This is a genomic window from Ruminococcus sp. AF17-12, assembly GCF_003479245.1.
In the GTDB taxonomy this organism is placed as follows: Bacteria; Bacillota; Clostridia; order Lachnospirales; family Lachnospiraceae; genus Blautia_A; species Blautia_A fusiformis.
This window is the reverse complement of the sequence record NZ_QUGY01000021.1, coordinates 20,304-36,474: the sequence shown is the minus strand read 5'-3', so window position 1 is coordinate 36,474 and position 16,171 is coordinate 20,304. Positions and strand designations below refer to the sequence as shown.

The 16,171-nt window shown below is 46.5% G+C and carries 13 protein-coding genes; 5 read left to right on the top strand and 8 right to left on the bottom strand.

The features are described 5' to 3' along the window. The first annotated feature begins 73 nt into the window (after nt 1–73). Nucleotides 74–1,909 carry an amylosucrase gene (locus tag DWW77_RS16800; protein ID WP_182431238.1) on the top strand — a complete coding sequence of 612 codons (1,836 nt, stop codon included), beginning with the start codon at nt 74–76 and terminating at the stop codon, nt 1,907–1,909. A 98-nt stretch (nt 1,910–2,007) separates the two neighbouring features. Here DWW77_RS16800 and DWW77_RS16795 read toward each other — a convergent pair whose 3' ends face one another. Next, entirely contained in the window at nt 2,008–3,165 is a 1,158-nt protein-coding gene (locus DWW77_RS16795) for an FprA family A-type flavoprotein (protein ID WP_118609177.1), read from the bottom strand. Nucleotides 3,166–3,403: 238 nt separating this feature from the next. On the opposite strand from DWW77_RS16795, the gene DWW77_RS16790 reads away from it, so the two are divergent. Both DWW77_RS16790 and sstT read left to right on the top strand, forming a co-directional pair. Continuing rightward, entirely contained in the window at nt 3,404–4,759 is a 1,356-nt protein-coding gene (locus DWW77_RS16790; protein WP_118609176.1) for an MATE family efflux transporter, read from the top strand. A gap of 184 nt (nt 4,760–4,943) precedes the next feature. Then, on the top strand, nt 4,944–6,152 hold the full coding sequence (gene sstT, locus DWW77_RS16785; RefSeq protein WP_118609175.1) for a serine/threonine transporter SstT: 1,209 nt from the start codon (nt 4,944–4,946) through the stop codon (nt 6,150–6,152). A gap of 169 nt (nt 6,153–6,321) precedes the next feature. Here the strand turns inward: sstT and DWW77_RS16780 are convergent, their stop codons facing one another. Both DWW77_RS16780 and malQ read right to left on the bottom strand, forming a co-directional pair. After that, nucleotides 6,322–6,951: a metal-dependent hydrolase gene (locus DWW77_RS16780; protein WP_118609174.1), complete on the bottom strand. Its 630-nt coding sequence runs from the start codon at nt 6,949–6,951 to the stop codon at nt 6,322–6,324. A gap of 276 nt (nt 6,952–7,227) precedes the next feature. Further along, on the bottom strand, nt 7,228–8,736 hold the full coding sequence (gene malQ / locus DWW77_RS16775; protein WP_118609173.1) for a 4-alpha-glucanotransferase: 1,509 nt from the start codon (nt 8,734–8,736) through the stop codon (nt 7,228–7,230). A gap of 394 nt (nt 8,737–9,130) precedes the next feature. Between malQ and DWW77_RS16770 the strand changes: the two genes are divergently transcribed. Further along, nucleotides 9,131–10,150, top strand: a complete 1,020-nt coding sequence (locus DWW77_RS16770) for a LacI family DNA-binding transcriptional regulator (protein WP_118609172.1) — start codon at nt 9,131–9,133, stop codon at nt 10,148–10,150. 118 nt (nt 10,151–10,268) lie between these two features. Here the strand turns inward: DWW77_RS16770 and DWW77_RS16765 are convergent, their stop codons facing one another. The 4 genes from DWW77_RS16765 to DWW77_RS16750 form a co-directional block, all read right to left on the bottom strand. Then, complete coding sequence (locus tag DWW77_RS16765; RefSeq protein ID WP_118609171.1) at nt 10,269–10,751, bottom strand: GNAT family N-acetyltransferase; 483 nt, start codon at nt 10,749–10,751, stop codon at nt 10,269–10,271. A gap of 241 nt (nt 10,752–10,992) precedes the next feature. Next, nucleotides 10,993–11,997: a U32 family peptidase gene (locus tag DWW77_RS16760; RefSeq protein WP_118609183.1), complete on the bottom strand. Its 1,005-nt coding sequence runs from the start codon at nt 11,995–11,997 to the stop codon at nt 10,993–10,995. Nucleotides 11,998–12,087: 90 nt separating this feature from the next. Beyond that, nucleotides 12,088–13,482 (bottom strand): hypothetical protein, encoded by a 1,395-nt coding sequence (locus DWW77_RS16755; RefSeq protein ID WP_118609170.1) that lies wholly within the window; start codon nt 13,480–13,482, stop codon nt 12,088–12,090. 74 nt (nt 13,483–13,556) lie between these two features. Then, nucleotides 13,557–14,432: a NifB/NifX family molybdenum-iron cluster-binding protein gene (locus tag DWW77_RS16750; protein WP_118609169.1), complete on the bottom strand. Its 876-nt coding sequence runs from the start codon at nt 14,430–14,432 to the stop codon at nt 13,557–13,559. A 206-nt stretch (nt 14,433–14,638) separates the two neighbouring features. On the opposite strand from DWW77_RS16750, the gene DWW77_RS16745 reads away from it, so the two are divergent. Next, nucleotides 14,639–15,412 (top strand): alpha/beta hydrolase, encoded by a 774-nt coding sequence (locus DWW77_RS16745; RefSeq protein ID WP_118609168.1) that lies wholly within the window; start codon nt 14,639–14,641, stop codon nt 15,410–15,412. Nucleotides 15,413–15,423: 11 nt separating this feature from the next. On the opposite strand, the gene DWW77_RS16740 is transcribed toward DWW77_RS16745, so the two are convergent. Beyond that, nucleotides 15,424–16,170, bottom strand: coding sequence for a class I SAM-dependent methyltransferase (locus DWW77_RS16740; RefSeq protein ID WP_021650931.1), 747 nt, complete (start codon nt 16,168–16,170; stop codon nt 15,424–15,426). Nucleotide 16,171 lies beyond the last annotated feature (1 nt).

Sequence of the window (16,171 nt, the reverse complement as noted above, 5' to 3'; positions counted from 1 at the left end):
AGATAACCATTACCGCCGGGAAATATTTGACAGGTTTCCCGACATCTATAAATATCTATTCAGGGAGGAAATCATGAAAAAAGATCAGGAAATTTTTCAGGAACGTTTAAACCATCATCACGACGAGCTTCGATGGCTGTACACAGAGCTTTATCACAATGACGATATGTTTGCGGAGCTCTGCGACCAGATGTACCAGTATTTTACAGCACGCCGCCGCGCGCTCAAAAACCGCGACCTGGAAAGAGAAAAAAATCCGGACTGGTTCCGCCAGAAGGATATGCTTGGCATGATGCTCTATATTGACAATTTTGCCGGCAACATCAAGGGAGTTTCTGCCAAGCTTCCATATCTTAAGGAATGCAACGTGAACTGTCTTCATTTGATGCCGTTCCTTGATACCCCGAAGGGCCGTTCCGACGGTGGTTACGCAGTAGCCGACTTCCGCAAAGTCCGCCCGGACCTTGGTACTATGAAGGATCTGGCTGCCCTTGCAGATAAATGCCACAAAAACGGGATGAACCTGTGTATGGATTTTGTTATGAACCACACCTCCGAGGATCATGAGTGGGCCAAAAAAGCACGCCAGGGTGACGGCGAATATATGAGCCGCTACTTCTTCTACAACAACCGTGAAATCCCGGACGAGTACGAAAAGACCGTACCACAGGTATTCCCAACCACTGCTCCGGGGAACTTTACCTGGCTTCCGGATATCGGTCACTATGTCATGACTACCTTTTATCCGTACCAGTGGGATCTGAACTACGGCAATCCCCGTGTTTTCAATGAGATGATGTACAACTTCCTCTTCCTTGCAAACCAGGGAATGGACGTGATCCGTATCGATGCGGTTCCGTATATCTGGAAGGAACTGGGAACTCCTTGCCGTAACCTGAAGCAGGTACATACGATCGTTCGTATGATGCGTATGATCGCCGAGATCGTCTGCCCAAGTGTTGTACTTCTGGGTGAGGTCGTTATGGAGCCGGAGAAGGTTGTTCCCTATTTCGGAACCGTAGAGAAGCCGGAATGCCATATGCTTTACAATGTAACAACCATGGCTACAACCTGGAACAGCATTGCCACTCGTGATATCCGCCTTCTGAAAAAACAGATGGATATTGTAAACAGCCTTCCGAAGCAGTACACCTTCCTGAATTATCTCCGCTGCCATGACGATATCGGCTGGGGACTTGATTTCGCCACCCTGAAAGAATGGGACATGGATGAGCCATCCCATAAGCGTTACCTGAATGATTTCTTTACAGGAAAGCATCCGGGAAGCGACAGCCGCGGAGAGCTCTATAATGATGACCCGGTAACTCAGGATGCCCGCTTCTGCGGAACTACTGCTTCCATGTGCGGGATTGAGGCTGCTCTTTTTGAAAAAGATGACGAGAAACTGAAAAGGGGTATCCGCGAGGATCTGATGCTTCACGCATATATGCTTACCCAGTCCGGAATCCCGATGCTTTACAGCTCCGATGAAATCGGACGTCTCAATGATTATTCCTATAAAGAGGATCCGGATAAGGCTGCAGATTCCCGCTATATCCACCGTGGTGCTTTCCAGTGGGAGCTTGCCGAAAAAAGAAACTCCAAATCCTCCGTTGAGGGACAGATCTTCCAGACTCTTAGCCGCATGGAGCAGATCCGCAGCCAGGAATCTGTTTTTGATAAGGACTGTGACGTGTATACATACGATGTTCATGATGACAGCATCCTCTGCATCCTCCGCCAGAAAGGAAACGAACGTTTCATCGGAATCTTCAATTTCAGTGACAGCGAAAAAACTGCCTGGATGCAGGAGGAAGGAACCTTCCGTGATCTGATCACTGACCAGACACTGGAGCTTAAGGACGTGGAGCTTCCGGCTTATGGATTTATGTGGTGTAAGAGGATGTAACTGTTACTTGGTAAATAAAAAAGACGTGGCCTTACGGATCCACGTCTTTTTATTATGTTATATCTTTATTTTTTATAAGCTGTTCTGACATTCAGAAATTACTTGCAGAGCTCCTCTGCCATTGCATCGATCTCTGCCACATTCTCATCGCTGAGGGAGGACATGATCTTTACATTGTTCTCAAGCCATGTGATATTTTTACTCTTCTCGAACATTCCTTTCATGACTTTAGCTGCAGTCGGTGCCCAGCTTCCGTTCTCAATGAGGCCGATGGTGCGGTTCTGGTAATTACGCTCTGTCAGGTTCTCGATGAATGTACGCATAAACGGGAAGGCTTCTCCGTTGTATGTAATGCTGGCCAGTACCAGCTTGCCGTAGCGGAAAGCGTCTTCCACTGCCTCTGCCATGTCTTCTCTTGCAAGATCGCAGACAACAACCTTCGGGCAGCCCTTTTCTTCCAGCTTCTGTGCAAGAAGCTCTGCTGCTTTCTTTGTATGTCCGTATACAGATGTGTAGGCGATCATTACGCCTTCGCTCTCTACTTTATAAGAAGACCAGATATCATATTTCTCCAGATAATGTCCAAGATTCTCAGTAAGAACCGGTCCGTGAAGCGGGCAGATGGTCTGGATATCAAGAGTTGCTGCTGCCTTGAGAAGCTTCTGTACCTGCGGACCGTATTTTCCGACGATTCCGATATAGTAGCGACGTGCTTCGCGGTCCCAGTCCTCTTCTACATCAAGGGCTCCGAATTTGCCGAAGCCATCAGCAGAAAACAGGACCTTGTCTGTGCTGTCATATGTAACCATGACCTCCGGCCAGTGAACCATCGGTGCAAATACGAAGGTAAGGACGTGTTTTCCAAGTGTCAGAGTGTCACCATTTGCTACAATATGTTTCTTTCCTTCCAGATCCATTCCACGGAAGAAATTCTCCATCATGGTGAAAGTTTTTGTGTTGGCAACAACAGTTGTATCCGGGTATGCTTTCATGAAATTCTCAATGTTTGCTGCATGATCCGGCTCCATATGCTGAACTACAAGATAATCCGGTTTCGCGCCATCCAGAACTTCTGCTACTTTTCCCAGCCACTCTTCTGTGAAGCCGGCATCTACAGTATCCATAACTGCAATCTTCTCATCCTTGATCACATAAGAGTTGTAGGACATTCCGTTTGGTACTACATACTGTCCCTCGAATAAGTCTACCTGATGATCGTTTACTCCTACATAATAAATATCATTTCCGATTTTCATTGTATTGGTTTCCTCCTTAGTCTGCTGTATTTTATTTTTCCAATATTTCTGAAAACACTTTCTTATTGCTCTCATTTATTATATCATTGTTCGTACTGAAATCAATGTAGAATCTATAAATAAAAACAAACCTCTGCGCCTGGTAAAAGAGCTATTTTCCCCTCTTTACAAACCTATTCCAACATAGTATTGTATACCTTGGATGAAGGAATTTTTTATAATTTTTATGAGGTAAACTATGTGTGAAAATGAAAAAAAGAAAACGTCTTCCATTGAGATGACCTCCGGCTCTCTCTGGAAAAATCTCCTCCTTTTCAGCCTTCCCCTGATGGGGTCCCAGGTGTTGGAGGTTCTTTTTAATTTAAGTGATGTTGCGGTTGTGGGGCGATTTGCAGATTACATGGCACTTGGAGCTGTGGGTTCCACAACTCTGCTGGTCACTTTATTTACCGGAATCCTGATCGGCATGGGCGCCGGAGTCAATGTTCGTGTAGCACACGAGCTTGGTGCCGAAAACAGAAAAGGTACCGAAGAAACAATCCATACATCTCTTCTTCTCTGTGCCCTCGCAGGACTTCTGGTCTGTGTCGTCTGTCTTCTGTTTTCCGGACAGATGCTGTCCATGATGAATACGAAACCGGAGCTGATGGACCAGGCTGTTTTATATATGAAGATTTATGCTCTGGGTATGCCGGCCATGGCTGTATACAATTTCGGTAACGGCGTATTAAGTGCCCGCGGCGATACGAAGCGACCGCTGATCTATCTTTCCATTGCCGGAGTGATCAACGTTCTTCTGAACCTGTTTTTCGTTATCGTCTGTCATATGGCCGCCGCAGGTGTGGCAACTGCCAGCGCGATCGCCCTGTATATATCCGCTGCTCTGGTAATGATCCACCTCCTCCGGAGAAAAGACGAATGCAGGGTATCCCTGCGTAAGCTCCATCTTCACCCAAAGGCCTGTAAAGCAGTACTGCTTCTTGGTATTCCCACAGGTCTGCAGAACGGAATTTTTGCCATTGCAAATCTGTTCGTACAGGCCGGCGTCAACTCCTTCGATGCAGTCACGGTTTCCGGAAATGCTGCCGCTGCAAATGCAGACTCTCTGATCTACAACGTCATGTTCGCCTTCTATACTGCATGCGCAAGCTTCATCGGCCAGAACTGGGGTGCCGGAAATAAAAAACGTATGCTGAAGACTTATGGGATCAGCCTTACATATGCCTTCATCGCAGGCGCGATCCTTGGTGGACTGCTTCTTGTTTTCGGTCCGCAGTTTTTGTCACTGTTTGCCACAGAACCGGCCGTCATTGATGCCGGCATGGAAAGGATCCGGATCATGGGCTTCAGCTATGCCTTCAGCTGTTTTATGGATTGCAGCATCGCCGCTTCCCGTGGCATCGGAAAAAGTATCCCACCGACCATCATCATTATTCTGGGATCCTGTGTATTCCGTGTCATCTGGTTCTATACGGTGTTCGCACACTTCCAGACCATTTCCTCGCTTTATCTCCTGTATATTTTCTCATGGGGAATTACAGGCTTTGCGGAGGTTCTGTTCTTTGCTGTAAGCTTCCGGAAAATACGAGTCTGAGCTTTCTCGCGTTTTATGTACATTTGTCTTTACAAGACGGACATGATTGTATATAATTATCCTGTTGTGCTTTTACATGATGCAGTAGTAGCAGTTTAGAACAATCAGCCCTTTACACCGGATCGTTGCTTTGCGGCTCAGCATTTTTTAGCACACTCACACAATAGGAAAGAGGAAACTAGTTATGAAAAAACTGATTCAAAAATGGAACAGCATCAACCTGATCAAGCGCATCATCTGTGGCCTGATCGTTGGTATCATTCTCGGACTTGCGATCCCCCAGGCATCTGTGATCTCCATTCTCGGTGATCTGTTCGTCGGTGCTCTTCGTGGAATTGCTCCGCTTCTGGTGTTCTTCCTGGTAATGAGCTCTCTGTGCCACATGGGAAAAGGCCAGAAAACAAACATGAAATTCGTTGTTGTACTTTATCTTCTGGGAAATGTACTCTCAGCACTGGCAGCTGTGATCTCCAGCCGCCTGTTCCCGATCATGCTGACTTTTTCCGAAAATACAAATACTTCCGACGTCACTCCGCCAAGCGGTGTTGCAGAGGTCCTCAAAAACCTTCTGATGAACATTGTTTCCAACCCGGTTGACGCACTTGTCAACGCCAACTATATCGGTATCCTTGCATGGGCCATCATCTTCGGTATCGCACTGAAGGCCGCAAGTGAAACTACCAAGACTGTCATCGAAAACATTTCCGATGCAACCTCCACAGCCGTAAGATGGATCATCAGCCTTGCCCCATTTGGTATCATGGGCCTGATCTTCACAACCATCTCCGAGCAGGGGCTTGGCGTACTGTTAAGCTATGGCCGTCTGATCTGTGTACTGGTGGGAACCATGCTCTTTGTTGCACTGGTGATCAACCCGATTATTACTTTCATCTGCACACGCCAGAATCCGTATCCGCTGGTTCTGCGCTGCCTGAAGGACAGTGGTATCACAGCCTTCTTTACAAGAAGCTCTGCCGCCAACATTCCGGTAAACATGGAGCTGTGCAAGGATCTCGGACTTGATGAGGATACCTACTCCATCTCCATCCCTCTTGGTGCGACCATCAACATGGGTGGTGCAGCGATCACCATTTCCATCATGGCTCTGGCAGCTGCACATACACTCGGTATCAGCGTAGACTTCCCGACCGCTCTGATCCTCTGCATCCTGGCTGCTGCAAGTGCGGCTGGTGCTTCCGGAGTTGCCGGCGGTTCTCTTCTTCTGATCCCGATGGCCTGCAGCCTTTTCGGAATCCCCAATGATGTTGCCATGCAGGTAGTTGGTGTCGGTTTCATCGTAGGCGTGATCCAGGATTCCTGTGAGACAGCACTGAACTCTTCCACAGACGTACTTTACACAGCATGCGCCTGCAGGATCAGAAAGAATAAATGATCACACTTATAAACCGTCAGGCGGATATTCGTAATTGAAGCAGGGGACTCCCTTGATTCGGTTAAAAGGAGCAGATCTTCCGTATTTGGAAAATCTGCTCCTTTTTTGGCTTAATTCCTGCAATATCTGCCCATATAAAATTATCCGTAATCGGTAAATAAAACATCCTCTACATTCGAAAAAACTTCCAGTTCTCTCCCATCTGCACAGCCAGATATACGATCTCAAAGATCACAGCTACAGATCCAAGCTTAAAAAGCAGGGAATCCACAAAGCCTCCTGCCTTACAGAAATCCAGCGCAATGCCGCCCGGCAGCGGATACAGGATCCGTACCCGTTTCCGGTTAAAGCAGTCCAGCACCAGATGTGATGCGAATCCAACCACAAAATAAAGGACCAGCTGCACGGACACCATGGATATGGCTGCACTTAAAATGGCCATAGCCATGATCGAATGCATAAATGACCGGTGCGGCTGATTTTTTCCAAAGGCGCAGACTGCAATAAAAATAATAACTCCCATGGCAACCGGCGCCATAGACTGGTTATTGCGGATCTTTTCCCAGATGGAAAAATCATAAAGATAATTCAATGCGATCTCTGCTGCCACAAGCAGTACCGCGATCAGCGTGATCCGGTTCGCATTCTTATGGGATTTGGAGGTTCCCACATCAATGTCGCTGATCAATGCTCCAAGCATTCCTGTTCCTGCCGCAAGTACCAGACCGGAAACCGTAGAGGGCTGTGTAACTGCCAGCACTGTTCCGAGTCCGACTGCCGCGTGTGTTTTTCCTGTCATAATTCTCCCCTTATTGTAAAAAATCTTCCGTTATTCAGGATTATCCACTGCTACAGATCAGACACTCCCTTCTGATCTTCTGCATATATAAATGTATCACTTTATCATTTACCGCAGATCTAAAAATACAATAAGGCAGCTGTCAGCCTTACCTTTTACTGACAGCTGCCTCCACGAAACAGCATTATATCACATAAAAAATCATGATTCTATCTAAAATCTTTCTACTTTCTTTCACGTCCCGTTTAAAGGGAATATGTCTCTTGGATCTCTCTTTTAATCAGACCAGTTCATACGTCCGTAGCGAAGTGCAAGACCATGGATCTCTTTCTGAAGCTTCACAGTCAGCTCCCTTTTGCGGATCCTCCACTTCCAGTTCTTTCCTACTGTGGAAGGCTGGTTCATTCTGCAGCTGTTATCCAGGCCCATATAATCCTGCATAGGGATCACACAGAGCTTTGCACTGCTTCTCATAACCAGGCTGATAAAGCATTTATGCAGCTCTTTATCCGGTGTATAGTTATCACAGAGATAATCCCTGGCAAGCTTACGCTCTTTTGCCATAATGCTCTTCCACCATCCGGCGATGGTCTCATTATCATGGGTTCCTGTGTATGCCACACTGTTCTCCGGATAGTTGTGTGGAAGATAATCGTTGGCACAGCCGGAATCTCTGGAATCAAACGCAAACTCCAGGACCTTCATTCCCGGGAATCCACTGTCATGGACAAGCTGACGCACGGAATCTGTCACATAGCCAAGATCCTCCGCAATGACCTGCTTCCAGCCAAGGGCCTGCTCCACTTTGCGGAACAGATCGATCCCGGGACCTTTTTCCCAGTGACCGCCAATGGCATTTTCTGCACCGTACGGAATGGAAAAATACTCGTCAAAGCCACGGAAATGATCGATCCTTACCACGTCATAAAGGCGGAATACGTAGCTCAGTCTGGAAATCCACCACTGATATCCTGTATTTCTGTGGTAATCCCAGCGGTACAGTGGATTTCCCCAAAGCTGTCCTGTTGCGGAAAAACCGTCCGGCGGGCATCCGGCTACAGCCACCGGCACATTCTCCTCATCCAGCTGGAAAAGCTCCGGATGAGCCCAGGTATCTGCACTGTCCATAGCTACATAGATCGGGATATCTCCGATGATCTGAATGCCTTTTTCGTTGGCATATTTTTTCAGTTTCATCCACTGCTCATAGAATTTGAACTGCATATACTGCTGGAATTCAATATCAAAATATAATTCTCTGCGATAGTAGTCCATGGCATTTGCCCAGCGAAGGCGGATATCCTCTGCCCATTTTGTCCACTCAACACCGCCGAACTGATCCTTTACTGCCATAAAAAGTGCATAGTCGGAAAGCCACCAGCTGTTTTCTGCAACAAATTTCTGATAATCCAGATTCTCGCTGATGTTGCTGTTTTCGTAAGCTTTGCGGAGAAGCTTGTAACGGCCTTTGTAGATTTTTTCATAGTCTACGCTGTCTGCTCTTCTTCCCCAGCTGACCTTATCACAGTCCTCCTTTGTAAGGACGCCTTCCTCCACCAGTGCCTTCAGGCTGATAAAATACGGATTTCCCGCAAAAGTGGAGAAGGACTGGTACGGAGAATCTCCGTAACTGGTAGGTCCCAGCGGAAGGATCTGCCAGTAGCTCTGTCCCGCTTCCTTCAGCCAGTCCACAAAATCATAGGCACTCTTTGAAAAACATCCGATGCCGTACTCTGACGGCAGGCTTGTGATCGGCATCAGAATGCCGGCTGCTCTTTTATCCATATCTTTTCTCTCCTTATGTTGAGCCCTGTATCTCAGAGCATCTTATCTATTATCCTCTCACGGATGCATATTCATATAATTTACGCAATCGTTTGCATAAATTATACGTCCATTTTGCATGAAGTGCAATGCGTTTTTGTCTTTTCTACCTTTCTTACAATTTTTATATCCTGATTTTGTGCAGTTTTTCATCATGCCAAGCAGAAATCTGTCTGCATCTCACTACCTGATTTTCTGTGCATCTGTTTTTACGCAATTTCATGCAATTTTCCGTGCAATATGTTTGACAGTATCCTTGTTATGAACTACAATATCTCTATCAGACTGAGATAAAAAAGCCGGATCAGAGGCATACTTCCGCTTTGATCCGGCATATCCGTGAGGAGGCAAATTTATGGCAGTAACCATCAAAGATGTGGCAGCTCTGGCCGGGGTGTCCCCGTCCACCGTTTCCAGAACCTGCAAAAATAATCCATCTATCAGTGAAGAAACCAAGGAACGTGTACGCAGAGCCATGGCGGAGCTTGGCTATGAGCCGAATTTCCAGGCCAGCAACCTGGCAGCACAGATTTCCCGCTCCATCGGTATCATCCTGCCTCCATCCCCAAAGGAGACATACGAGAATTCCTTTTACCTTGAGACGATCCGGGGGATCAGCCACTACTGTAACGCACATCAGTATATCAGCACCATTGTTACCGGTCAGAATGAAGAAGAGATCCTTAACGCAGTACGTTCCATGTCCAGAAGCGGTAAGGTTGACGGATTTATTGTTCTTTATTCCCGTGTGAATGATCCTGTTATTGATTTTCTTTTCAGTGAAGGACTTCTCTATATCCTGATTGGAAAACCGGCACAATACACCAATCATACGATCTATATCGATAATGACAACCTTCTGGCCGGACAGGAGGCAACGGAGTATCTTTATGCTCTGGGCCACCGGAAGATCGCTTATCTGGGTGTAGATAATTCCCTGGTCTTTTCCGCAGACCGCAAAACCGGCTACATGACTGCGCTGATCAGCCACGGATTAACCGTACAGCCCGAATACTGTATAGAGGTTCCTGCCGCTTCCCAGAATGAGTTTCAGGAGCTTCGAAAGCTGCTTTTAAGTGAGGAGCGCCCTACAGCTGTGCTTGTCAGTGATGATATTCTGGCGCTTTCCCTGGAAAGGATCTGTATGGAAGCAGATATCTCCATACCGGAGGATCTGTCCATTCTTTCCTTTAACAACTCACTTTTTGCCAGACTGACTTCGCCTCAGCTGACCTCCATTGATATTAACTCCGGGCAGCTTGGAATGGAAGCAGCCACGCAGATGATCAGTCATATCGAAAATCCGAGCCTTCCGGCCACAAAGATCATTGTACCTCACCAGCTGATCGAAAGGGACAGCTGCCGGAGGATCTGATCTGCTTTCAAACAAAAAACAGGTATCTTCTCTGCTGACTGTGTATTGACCACCACTTATCGATCTGACATTGGTGGTCGATCTACCGCCCGGCAAAAAGATACCTGTTTTTCATTTTTTATAATGCTTTCTCATAACACCAGTACATATGTCCCCAGAGTTCACACTCTCCCACGTTCTCAAAATTCAGCTTATCATAAGAACGGAGTGCTTTTACATTGTCCTTCGCAACAAGAAGATGTACAGCTTTATAGCCCCGCTTCTTCAGTTCTTCCATCACACCCTTAAGAAGTTTCCCGGCAATCCCCTGATTCTGGAATTCCTGACATACTCCCACCCGGGAGACCTCCGCTGACGGCACCATGGTTTCTGACCAGCATGTGAGACATTCCACATTTGGATCATCATCAATGGAGATCACACCTACGATATTTCCCGCATCGTCCCGCATACAGAACAGCGCATCTCTGGAAAGATCAAATTCCACTTCTTTTTCTGAAGGATACTCCTCTGTCCACACACAATAGGGCGTCCCCAGCAATGAACGGTACAGCTTCAGAACTGTATCTGCTTCTTCTCTTTTTACACGCTCGAAATTCATTTTATATCTTTTCTCCTGAAAATACATTCTTTTTCCGCCCGGATCCCGCCAGTATCAGGATCACAGCAAATGTAATGATCTCTGAACTCAGAAAGGAGCTCCACACGCCATTGATCCCAAATAATCCGGAAATAGCTTTTTCCCAGGACCGTCAAATCTGCAATCTGCACCATGTCCTTTTCTGATTCTGGTTTTCATCCCATTTATCATTTATTCTAACTCAAAAAAGCTTCTCTTTTTGTTACTGATAATAACATCTTTCGCTACACCCCGCCGGAAACACTATCCGTTTTAACGTACATTTAAATTCCCTCTCATTTTCTGCAGCGTCCAGAATTTCCAACGCTTTTCGCAAATTCCGGATATCTTTTTCCATGTGATCCACATAGTTTCCCCGGCCAACCAGCTTCAGATGCGTGATCCCTGCCTGCTTCAGCTGGTACAGTGCACACAGTCCACAGCCTGTCTCACCACAAAGATATCCGGATTCATCATATGCTTTCAGATCCGGTTCCTGATCCCACGCCTGCTCCTGAAGAGCCACTATTTTTTCCGGAACAGCCTCACCATTCCGTACAGTTCCAAGCCAATAGGGCACCCTGCAAAGATATCCCATCTCATCACAGTGAAGAGAATTACAGAATGCTCCCGTAAACTGGCACATTTCATTCAGCACAAAGGCTTCGAACTCCATTCCCGCCTCCGGTCGGATTCCGGCCTGTTTTTCCACTTCTCTCTGAGATGCAATAACAGACTGCATATCCCGGAACGTGTTTTTCCGATGAAAGATCAATCTCTTCAGAGGAAAGCGCCGGAACATCTTCAGCATTTCGCTGTTCACTTCCCCTGTCTCTCCGCTGAGATGGATCTCACAGGAAATCCCCCTGTTTTTCAGATAAACAAGAAGCGCCGGATCTGCAATGATATAGCTTCGAAATCCAATTCCCATGCACTTTTCTATGATATCTCCGATCTCCGGATACTGTTCCGGAAGATAATACAGGGAATTGAAGGTGAGATGCACCGGCTTTTTATATTTTTTCACCATCCGGGAAAGAATTTCCAGCTCACTGTATGCTCCAAGCTGAACATTACAGCAGAGAACCTCCCTGCGATTTAACGGCATTACTGTGCCGTATTTTTCCGCCCAGGAAAAGGGTACATAGCCACAGAAAAATTCATCTGCTCCTGCCTGCACAAAACGTTCATATTCATCTATGGAGCCTAACCCGGCTGTTATTTTCATACTGTTCTCCATGTCCTGTTCCTTTTTTCCGCAATGTATTCTTGTCAAACAGATATTCGTACTCCACCTTCGCAGCCTGCTCATCACCTGTCATATATTAACAACAATGCGATCCGGCTTTGTGCCTTTTATATTTTTCCACATTTCCGTTGACTCCGGAAGTGTTTTATCCACACCAAACAGGGAGTTATACCGCCCTGCCATGTGTAAATGTTCCGGATAAAGCAGTGCGTATTTTTCACAGAATTTCGGACAGTGCTCCGCAAGCTGCTGTGTACCGCGATCTCCGGTGGTGCACAAAGCATACAATGGACAGTACTGCGAAGTGTTTGTCTGATAAAAAGGCAAATGCAGACTGTTTTTTCCCGGCGGAAGCTCCTGTGGATATCCGCAGGACTCCCATTCGTATCTGTGGATATGAAATTCTTCAGCCAGAAAATCCCGATAAAACCCCGCATTCAGGCTGTTTTGCTGAAATAATGAGGTATCACCGGATTTATATTTCATTCGCGGATCCTTTTTTCGTTTATTGAGCAATGTGCCCAGAACAGGATGCAGGCGGGATGTTTTTCCACAGAGCATTTCCACCATGGCCCAGTCATTGACTACGATTTCCACATTCAACCCATGAATACAGCACCAGTTATCCACCTTTTCCAGAAGCTTTCCCACAGACGAAAGCATAAATTCCCGGATATAAGAAAATACCAGTGTGATCTCCGATCCCTCCGAATACATTTTATCCATGATAGAAAAAAGCTGCTCTTCTGTCGGAAACAGGTTATGGCAGAACTGATTTCCAATATAAAATCTGTCCGGTGTCCGGCCTGCAAAATAACTGTGAGTGAGATAATTCTTCTGCCAGTAAGACGCCAGAAAAGCCTGCAGCGGCTGGCACAGATATTCTTCATACAGGGAAGTGCAGTTTAATTCCAGGGCAAACTCTGTATTATCCAAAAGCCTTAATTCTTCTGTACCCATTGTATCCTGTGGATTTCCGGAAGCCTTTTCATTTTCTCTAAAAAACCACCGCTTCTTCTGTTCCTCCAGACTCCTGCAGTGCATCTCATCCAGCTCCGCAGGATAACCGGTCAGTGATTTCGCCAGCTCTCCATCGTCTCCCTCCAGCTTCAGACGGATATATCGGTTGTACTCTCCGGCCAGCCGCCGAACCTCCTGTACATAATCCTTCTGTTCCACTCTCACAGAATATTCCCTGTAAAAATATTTTCCGGTTTTCTTTTCAACTGGCTGTTGATCCTGCAGGCATTGCTCCTCTGCTACACTCATCCCAAACCTCCGGATCTCCACTCTCCTGTACCCGGCTTTTTTCATATCATAAAAACAGATCAGAAACTGCTCCGGTTCCGGGCATTCCTCTGCCAGCCGAAATCGAAATCCATCTTCACCCAGCTCTGTGATCCGGATTTCTTTGCTGTCCATAAAACCGGATAGTAATCCAAATGGTATCATAGCGATCCTCATCAGGAAAGCTTCCTCCCTTCAGACAAAAAAGGAGATGCCATATGCTCCCATACAGCACCTCCCACTGTTCCTGCTTATTTCACTTCTACTAATTCAATTCTGAAATTCAGCTCTTTACCTGCCATCTCATGATTAGCATCGAAAGTAATGGTTTTTTCATCTTTTGCGTTAACTTTAACCGGGAACGGCTGACCATACTGATTGGAGAGGTATACCTGCTGTCCTACAGTAAGATCCTCAGCACCCGGAAGCTGTTCGATCTCAAGTGTAAAAATCGCATCCGGATTCGGCATACCGTAAGCTTCCTCAGGCATCAGATGAACATCTACCACCTGGCCAACCTCCATGTTTGCAACTGCCGCATCAAAGCCTTTGATCATCTGTCCGGCTCCGCAGATGAATTCCAGTGGCTCGCCACGGTCATAGGAAGAATCGAACTGTGTCCCGTCATTAAAGGTTCCTCTGTAATGTGTACGGCAGGTTTTTCCGACATTAGGACCTGTGATAGATGGCTGGGAACCGCATCCGCCGCCACAGCCTCCGCAGGAATGTCCGTCTTCATGACCGCCGCAGGAGTGTCCATCCTCATGGCTTCCGCAGGAATGTCCATCTTCATGATGGTGATGATCACAGTTCACACCTGTGGATACCAGCTCGCCCTTCAGATAAGCATCCACAGCCGCATCTACGTCACCCTGTGCTCCGGAACATAACTCAACACCAGCCTCAGCAAGTGCTGCCTGAGCGCCGCCGCCGATTCCGCCACAGATCAGAACGCTGATTCCCTGCTCTGCAAGAAGTCCTGCAAGTGCACCATGTCCGGTGCCATTGGAGCTGATCACTTCACTGGAAATAACCTTGTTATCCTCCACCTCATATACCTTGAAAAACTCCGTTTTTCCAAAGTGCTGAAAAATGTTTCCATTATCGTATGTTGCTGCAATTTTCATTTGTAAAACCCTCCATTAGTCAGATATGTATTATATTAGTATATCGTGCAGGCAGGATAAAAGCAAGGTTTAACTTCTCTCACAAAAAAACACCTCGCGGGACATTGCCAGTGAACAGTAACCTCTTGCTGTCATTCAATGAATCCAGTATAATAGAAGAATCTGTAAAAATAAAAGATTTTTTAAATAAGAAGGTTTGAACTAAAATGAAATCATACGAAGAATTACTTTCAGATATTGAAGAAGACATGGAACTCATGGGTTCCTCACACATTGTTTATTCCATGGAAGAGGACGACATTGTTACCGATTATGATTATCTTCCATCCGATTCCTGTACGATCTCCATTACCTTAAAGGAGCTTCAGGAAAAGCTTCAGCTGCAGATGCTCTATACAAAAGTTTCCGCTCATACAGCCGGAGCAGATAAAAATGCCCCGAAATTAGCTGTTGTTTTTCCGGGCATCGGATACACTGCTGACAAGCCGCTTCTGTACTATACCAGCCGCCTTGCCAGCAAACACGGCTACAAAATCCGCACTGTATCCTATGGCACCCTCCCGGAAAATGTCAAAGGAGATCCTGAAAAAATGAAACAGGCCTTTGACCTTGCCCTGGAACAAACAGAACGCTCCTTAGGCAGCATCGACTGGAATTCCTATGGCAGCATTCTGTTTATTTCCAAAAGCATTGGTACAGCCATCTCCTCTGCCTATGCTTCCCGACACGATCTGACTGTAAAAAGCATCCTGTTCACGCCTCTTGCAGAGACCTTTTCCTTCCCTCTTGCCGGAAGCATCGCCTTCCACGGCACCGCAGATCCCTGGGCCGAAACCGATTCCATCCAGAAACTGGCAGCGCAGAAAGATGTACCTCTCTTTCTCACCCAAAACGCCAACCATTCTCTGGAAACCGGTGATGTACTGACGGATATCTTTATTCTAAAAACTACAATGGAGCGGGTCCAGCGTTTTATTTAACGCCGGTCCGCTTATTTTTCTCCACCCACTAAAAACTGAGGTGTCAGCTTATTCAGCTCACGATCCATGGAAGTTCTGGAAATATCACTGATGTCCTTCAGGGCAAACACTTTGGAAAAGCCGATCTCCATCATGTGATCCAGATCCCATGCCGGGCGCTTTTTATCACTCATAAACAGCTTACTGCTGAGCTCTTTCCCTGTTTCCGCATCTTCATGAGCATGGATACCTCTTCCGTATTTTTCCCACATGGCAGCATCATGTGCCTCGTAAATCTTTTTCTTTTCTTCATCATAAAGATGCAGATACCAGCAGGCGTCCGATACCAAAAGGCGTCCGCCTTTTTTCAGTACACGCAGCCACTCCTTGTAAGCCTTCTGTGGATCATCCAGCGTCCATGTGATATTTCTGCAGATAATCATATCAAATGTCTCATCCGGGAAATTCAGATTGTGGCAGTCCATAGTCATCAGATCTGCGGATAAACCTGCTGCCTTTACATTTTCCTTTGCTTCATGGATCATATTTTCAGTAATATCGATCCCGGTCACATGATGTCCTTCTTTTCCCAGCATAATTTCAAAAAATCCCGGCCCGCAGCCTACATCCAGTACTTCCAGATGTTCTTTTTCCGGCGCATACTCCAGAATCAGATTCTTCCAGTTTTCTGCTGTTTCACTTTTCAATTCTGCCTTGATCCCTTCGCTGTAAATGCCAGCTTCTCCTTCCCAGTACTCTTTGATCTTATCGTTTTGCATG

What these genes read in the sequence shown, in the direction of transcription:
- DWW77_RS16800 (WP_182431238.1), top strand. Translation starts at nt 74, where the DNA reads ATGAAAAAAGATCAGGAAATTTTTCAGGAACGTTTAAACCATCATCAC.
- DWW77_RS16795 (WP_118609177.1), bottom strand. Translation starts at nt 3,165, where the DNA reads ATGAAAATCGGAAATGATATTTATTATGTAGGAGTAAACGATCATCAG.
- DWW77_RS16790 (WP_118609176.1), top strand. Translation starts at nt 3,404, where the DNA reads ATGTGTGAAAATGAAAAAAAGAAAACGTCTTCCATTGAGATGACCTCC.
- sstT (WP_118609175.1), top strand. Translation starts at nt 4,944, where the DNA reads ATGAAAAAACTGATTCAAAAATGGAACAGCATCAACCTGATCAAGCGC.
- DWW77_RS16780 (WP_118609174.1), bottom strand. Translation starts at nt 6,951, where the DNA reads ATGACAGGAAAAACACACGCGGCAGTCGGACTCGGAACAGTGCTGGCA.
- malQ (WP_118609173.1), bottom strand. Translation starts at nt 8,736, where the DNA reads ATGGATAAAAGAGCAGCCGGCATTCTGATGCCGATCACAAGCCTGCCG.
- DWW77_RS16770 (WP_118609172.1), top strand. Translation starts at nt 9,131, where the DNA reads ATGGCAGTAACCATCAAAGATGTGGCAGCTCTGGCCGGGGTGTCCCCG.
- DWW77_RS16765 (WP_118609171.1), bottom strand. Translation starts at nt 10,751, where the DNA reads ATGAATTTCGAGCGTGTAAAAAGAGAAGAAGCAGATACAGTTCTGAAG.
- DWW77_RS16760 (WP_118609183.1), bottom strand. Translation starts at nt 11,997, where the DNA reads ATGAAAATAACAGCCGGGTTAGGCTCCATAGATGAATATGAACGTTTT.
- DWW77_RS16755 (WP_118609170.1), bottom strand. Translation starts at nt 13,482, where the DNA reads ATGAGGATCGCTATGATACCATTTGGATTACTATCCGGTTTTATGGAC.
- DWW77_RS16750 (WP_118609169.1), bottom strand. Translation starts at nt 14,432, where the DNA reads ATGAAAATTGCAGCAACATACGATAATGGAAACATTTTTCAGCACTTT.
- DWW77_RS16745 (WP_118609168.1), top strand. Translation starts at nt 14,639, where the DNA reads ATGAAATCATACGAAGAATTACTTTCAGATATTGAAGAAGACATGGAA.
- DWW77_RS16740 (WP_021650931.1), bottom strand. Translation starts at nt 16,170, where the DNA reads ATGCAAAACGATAAGATCAAAGAGTACTGGGAAGGAGAAGCTGGCATT.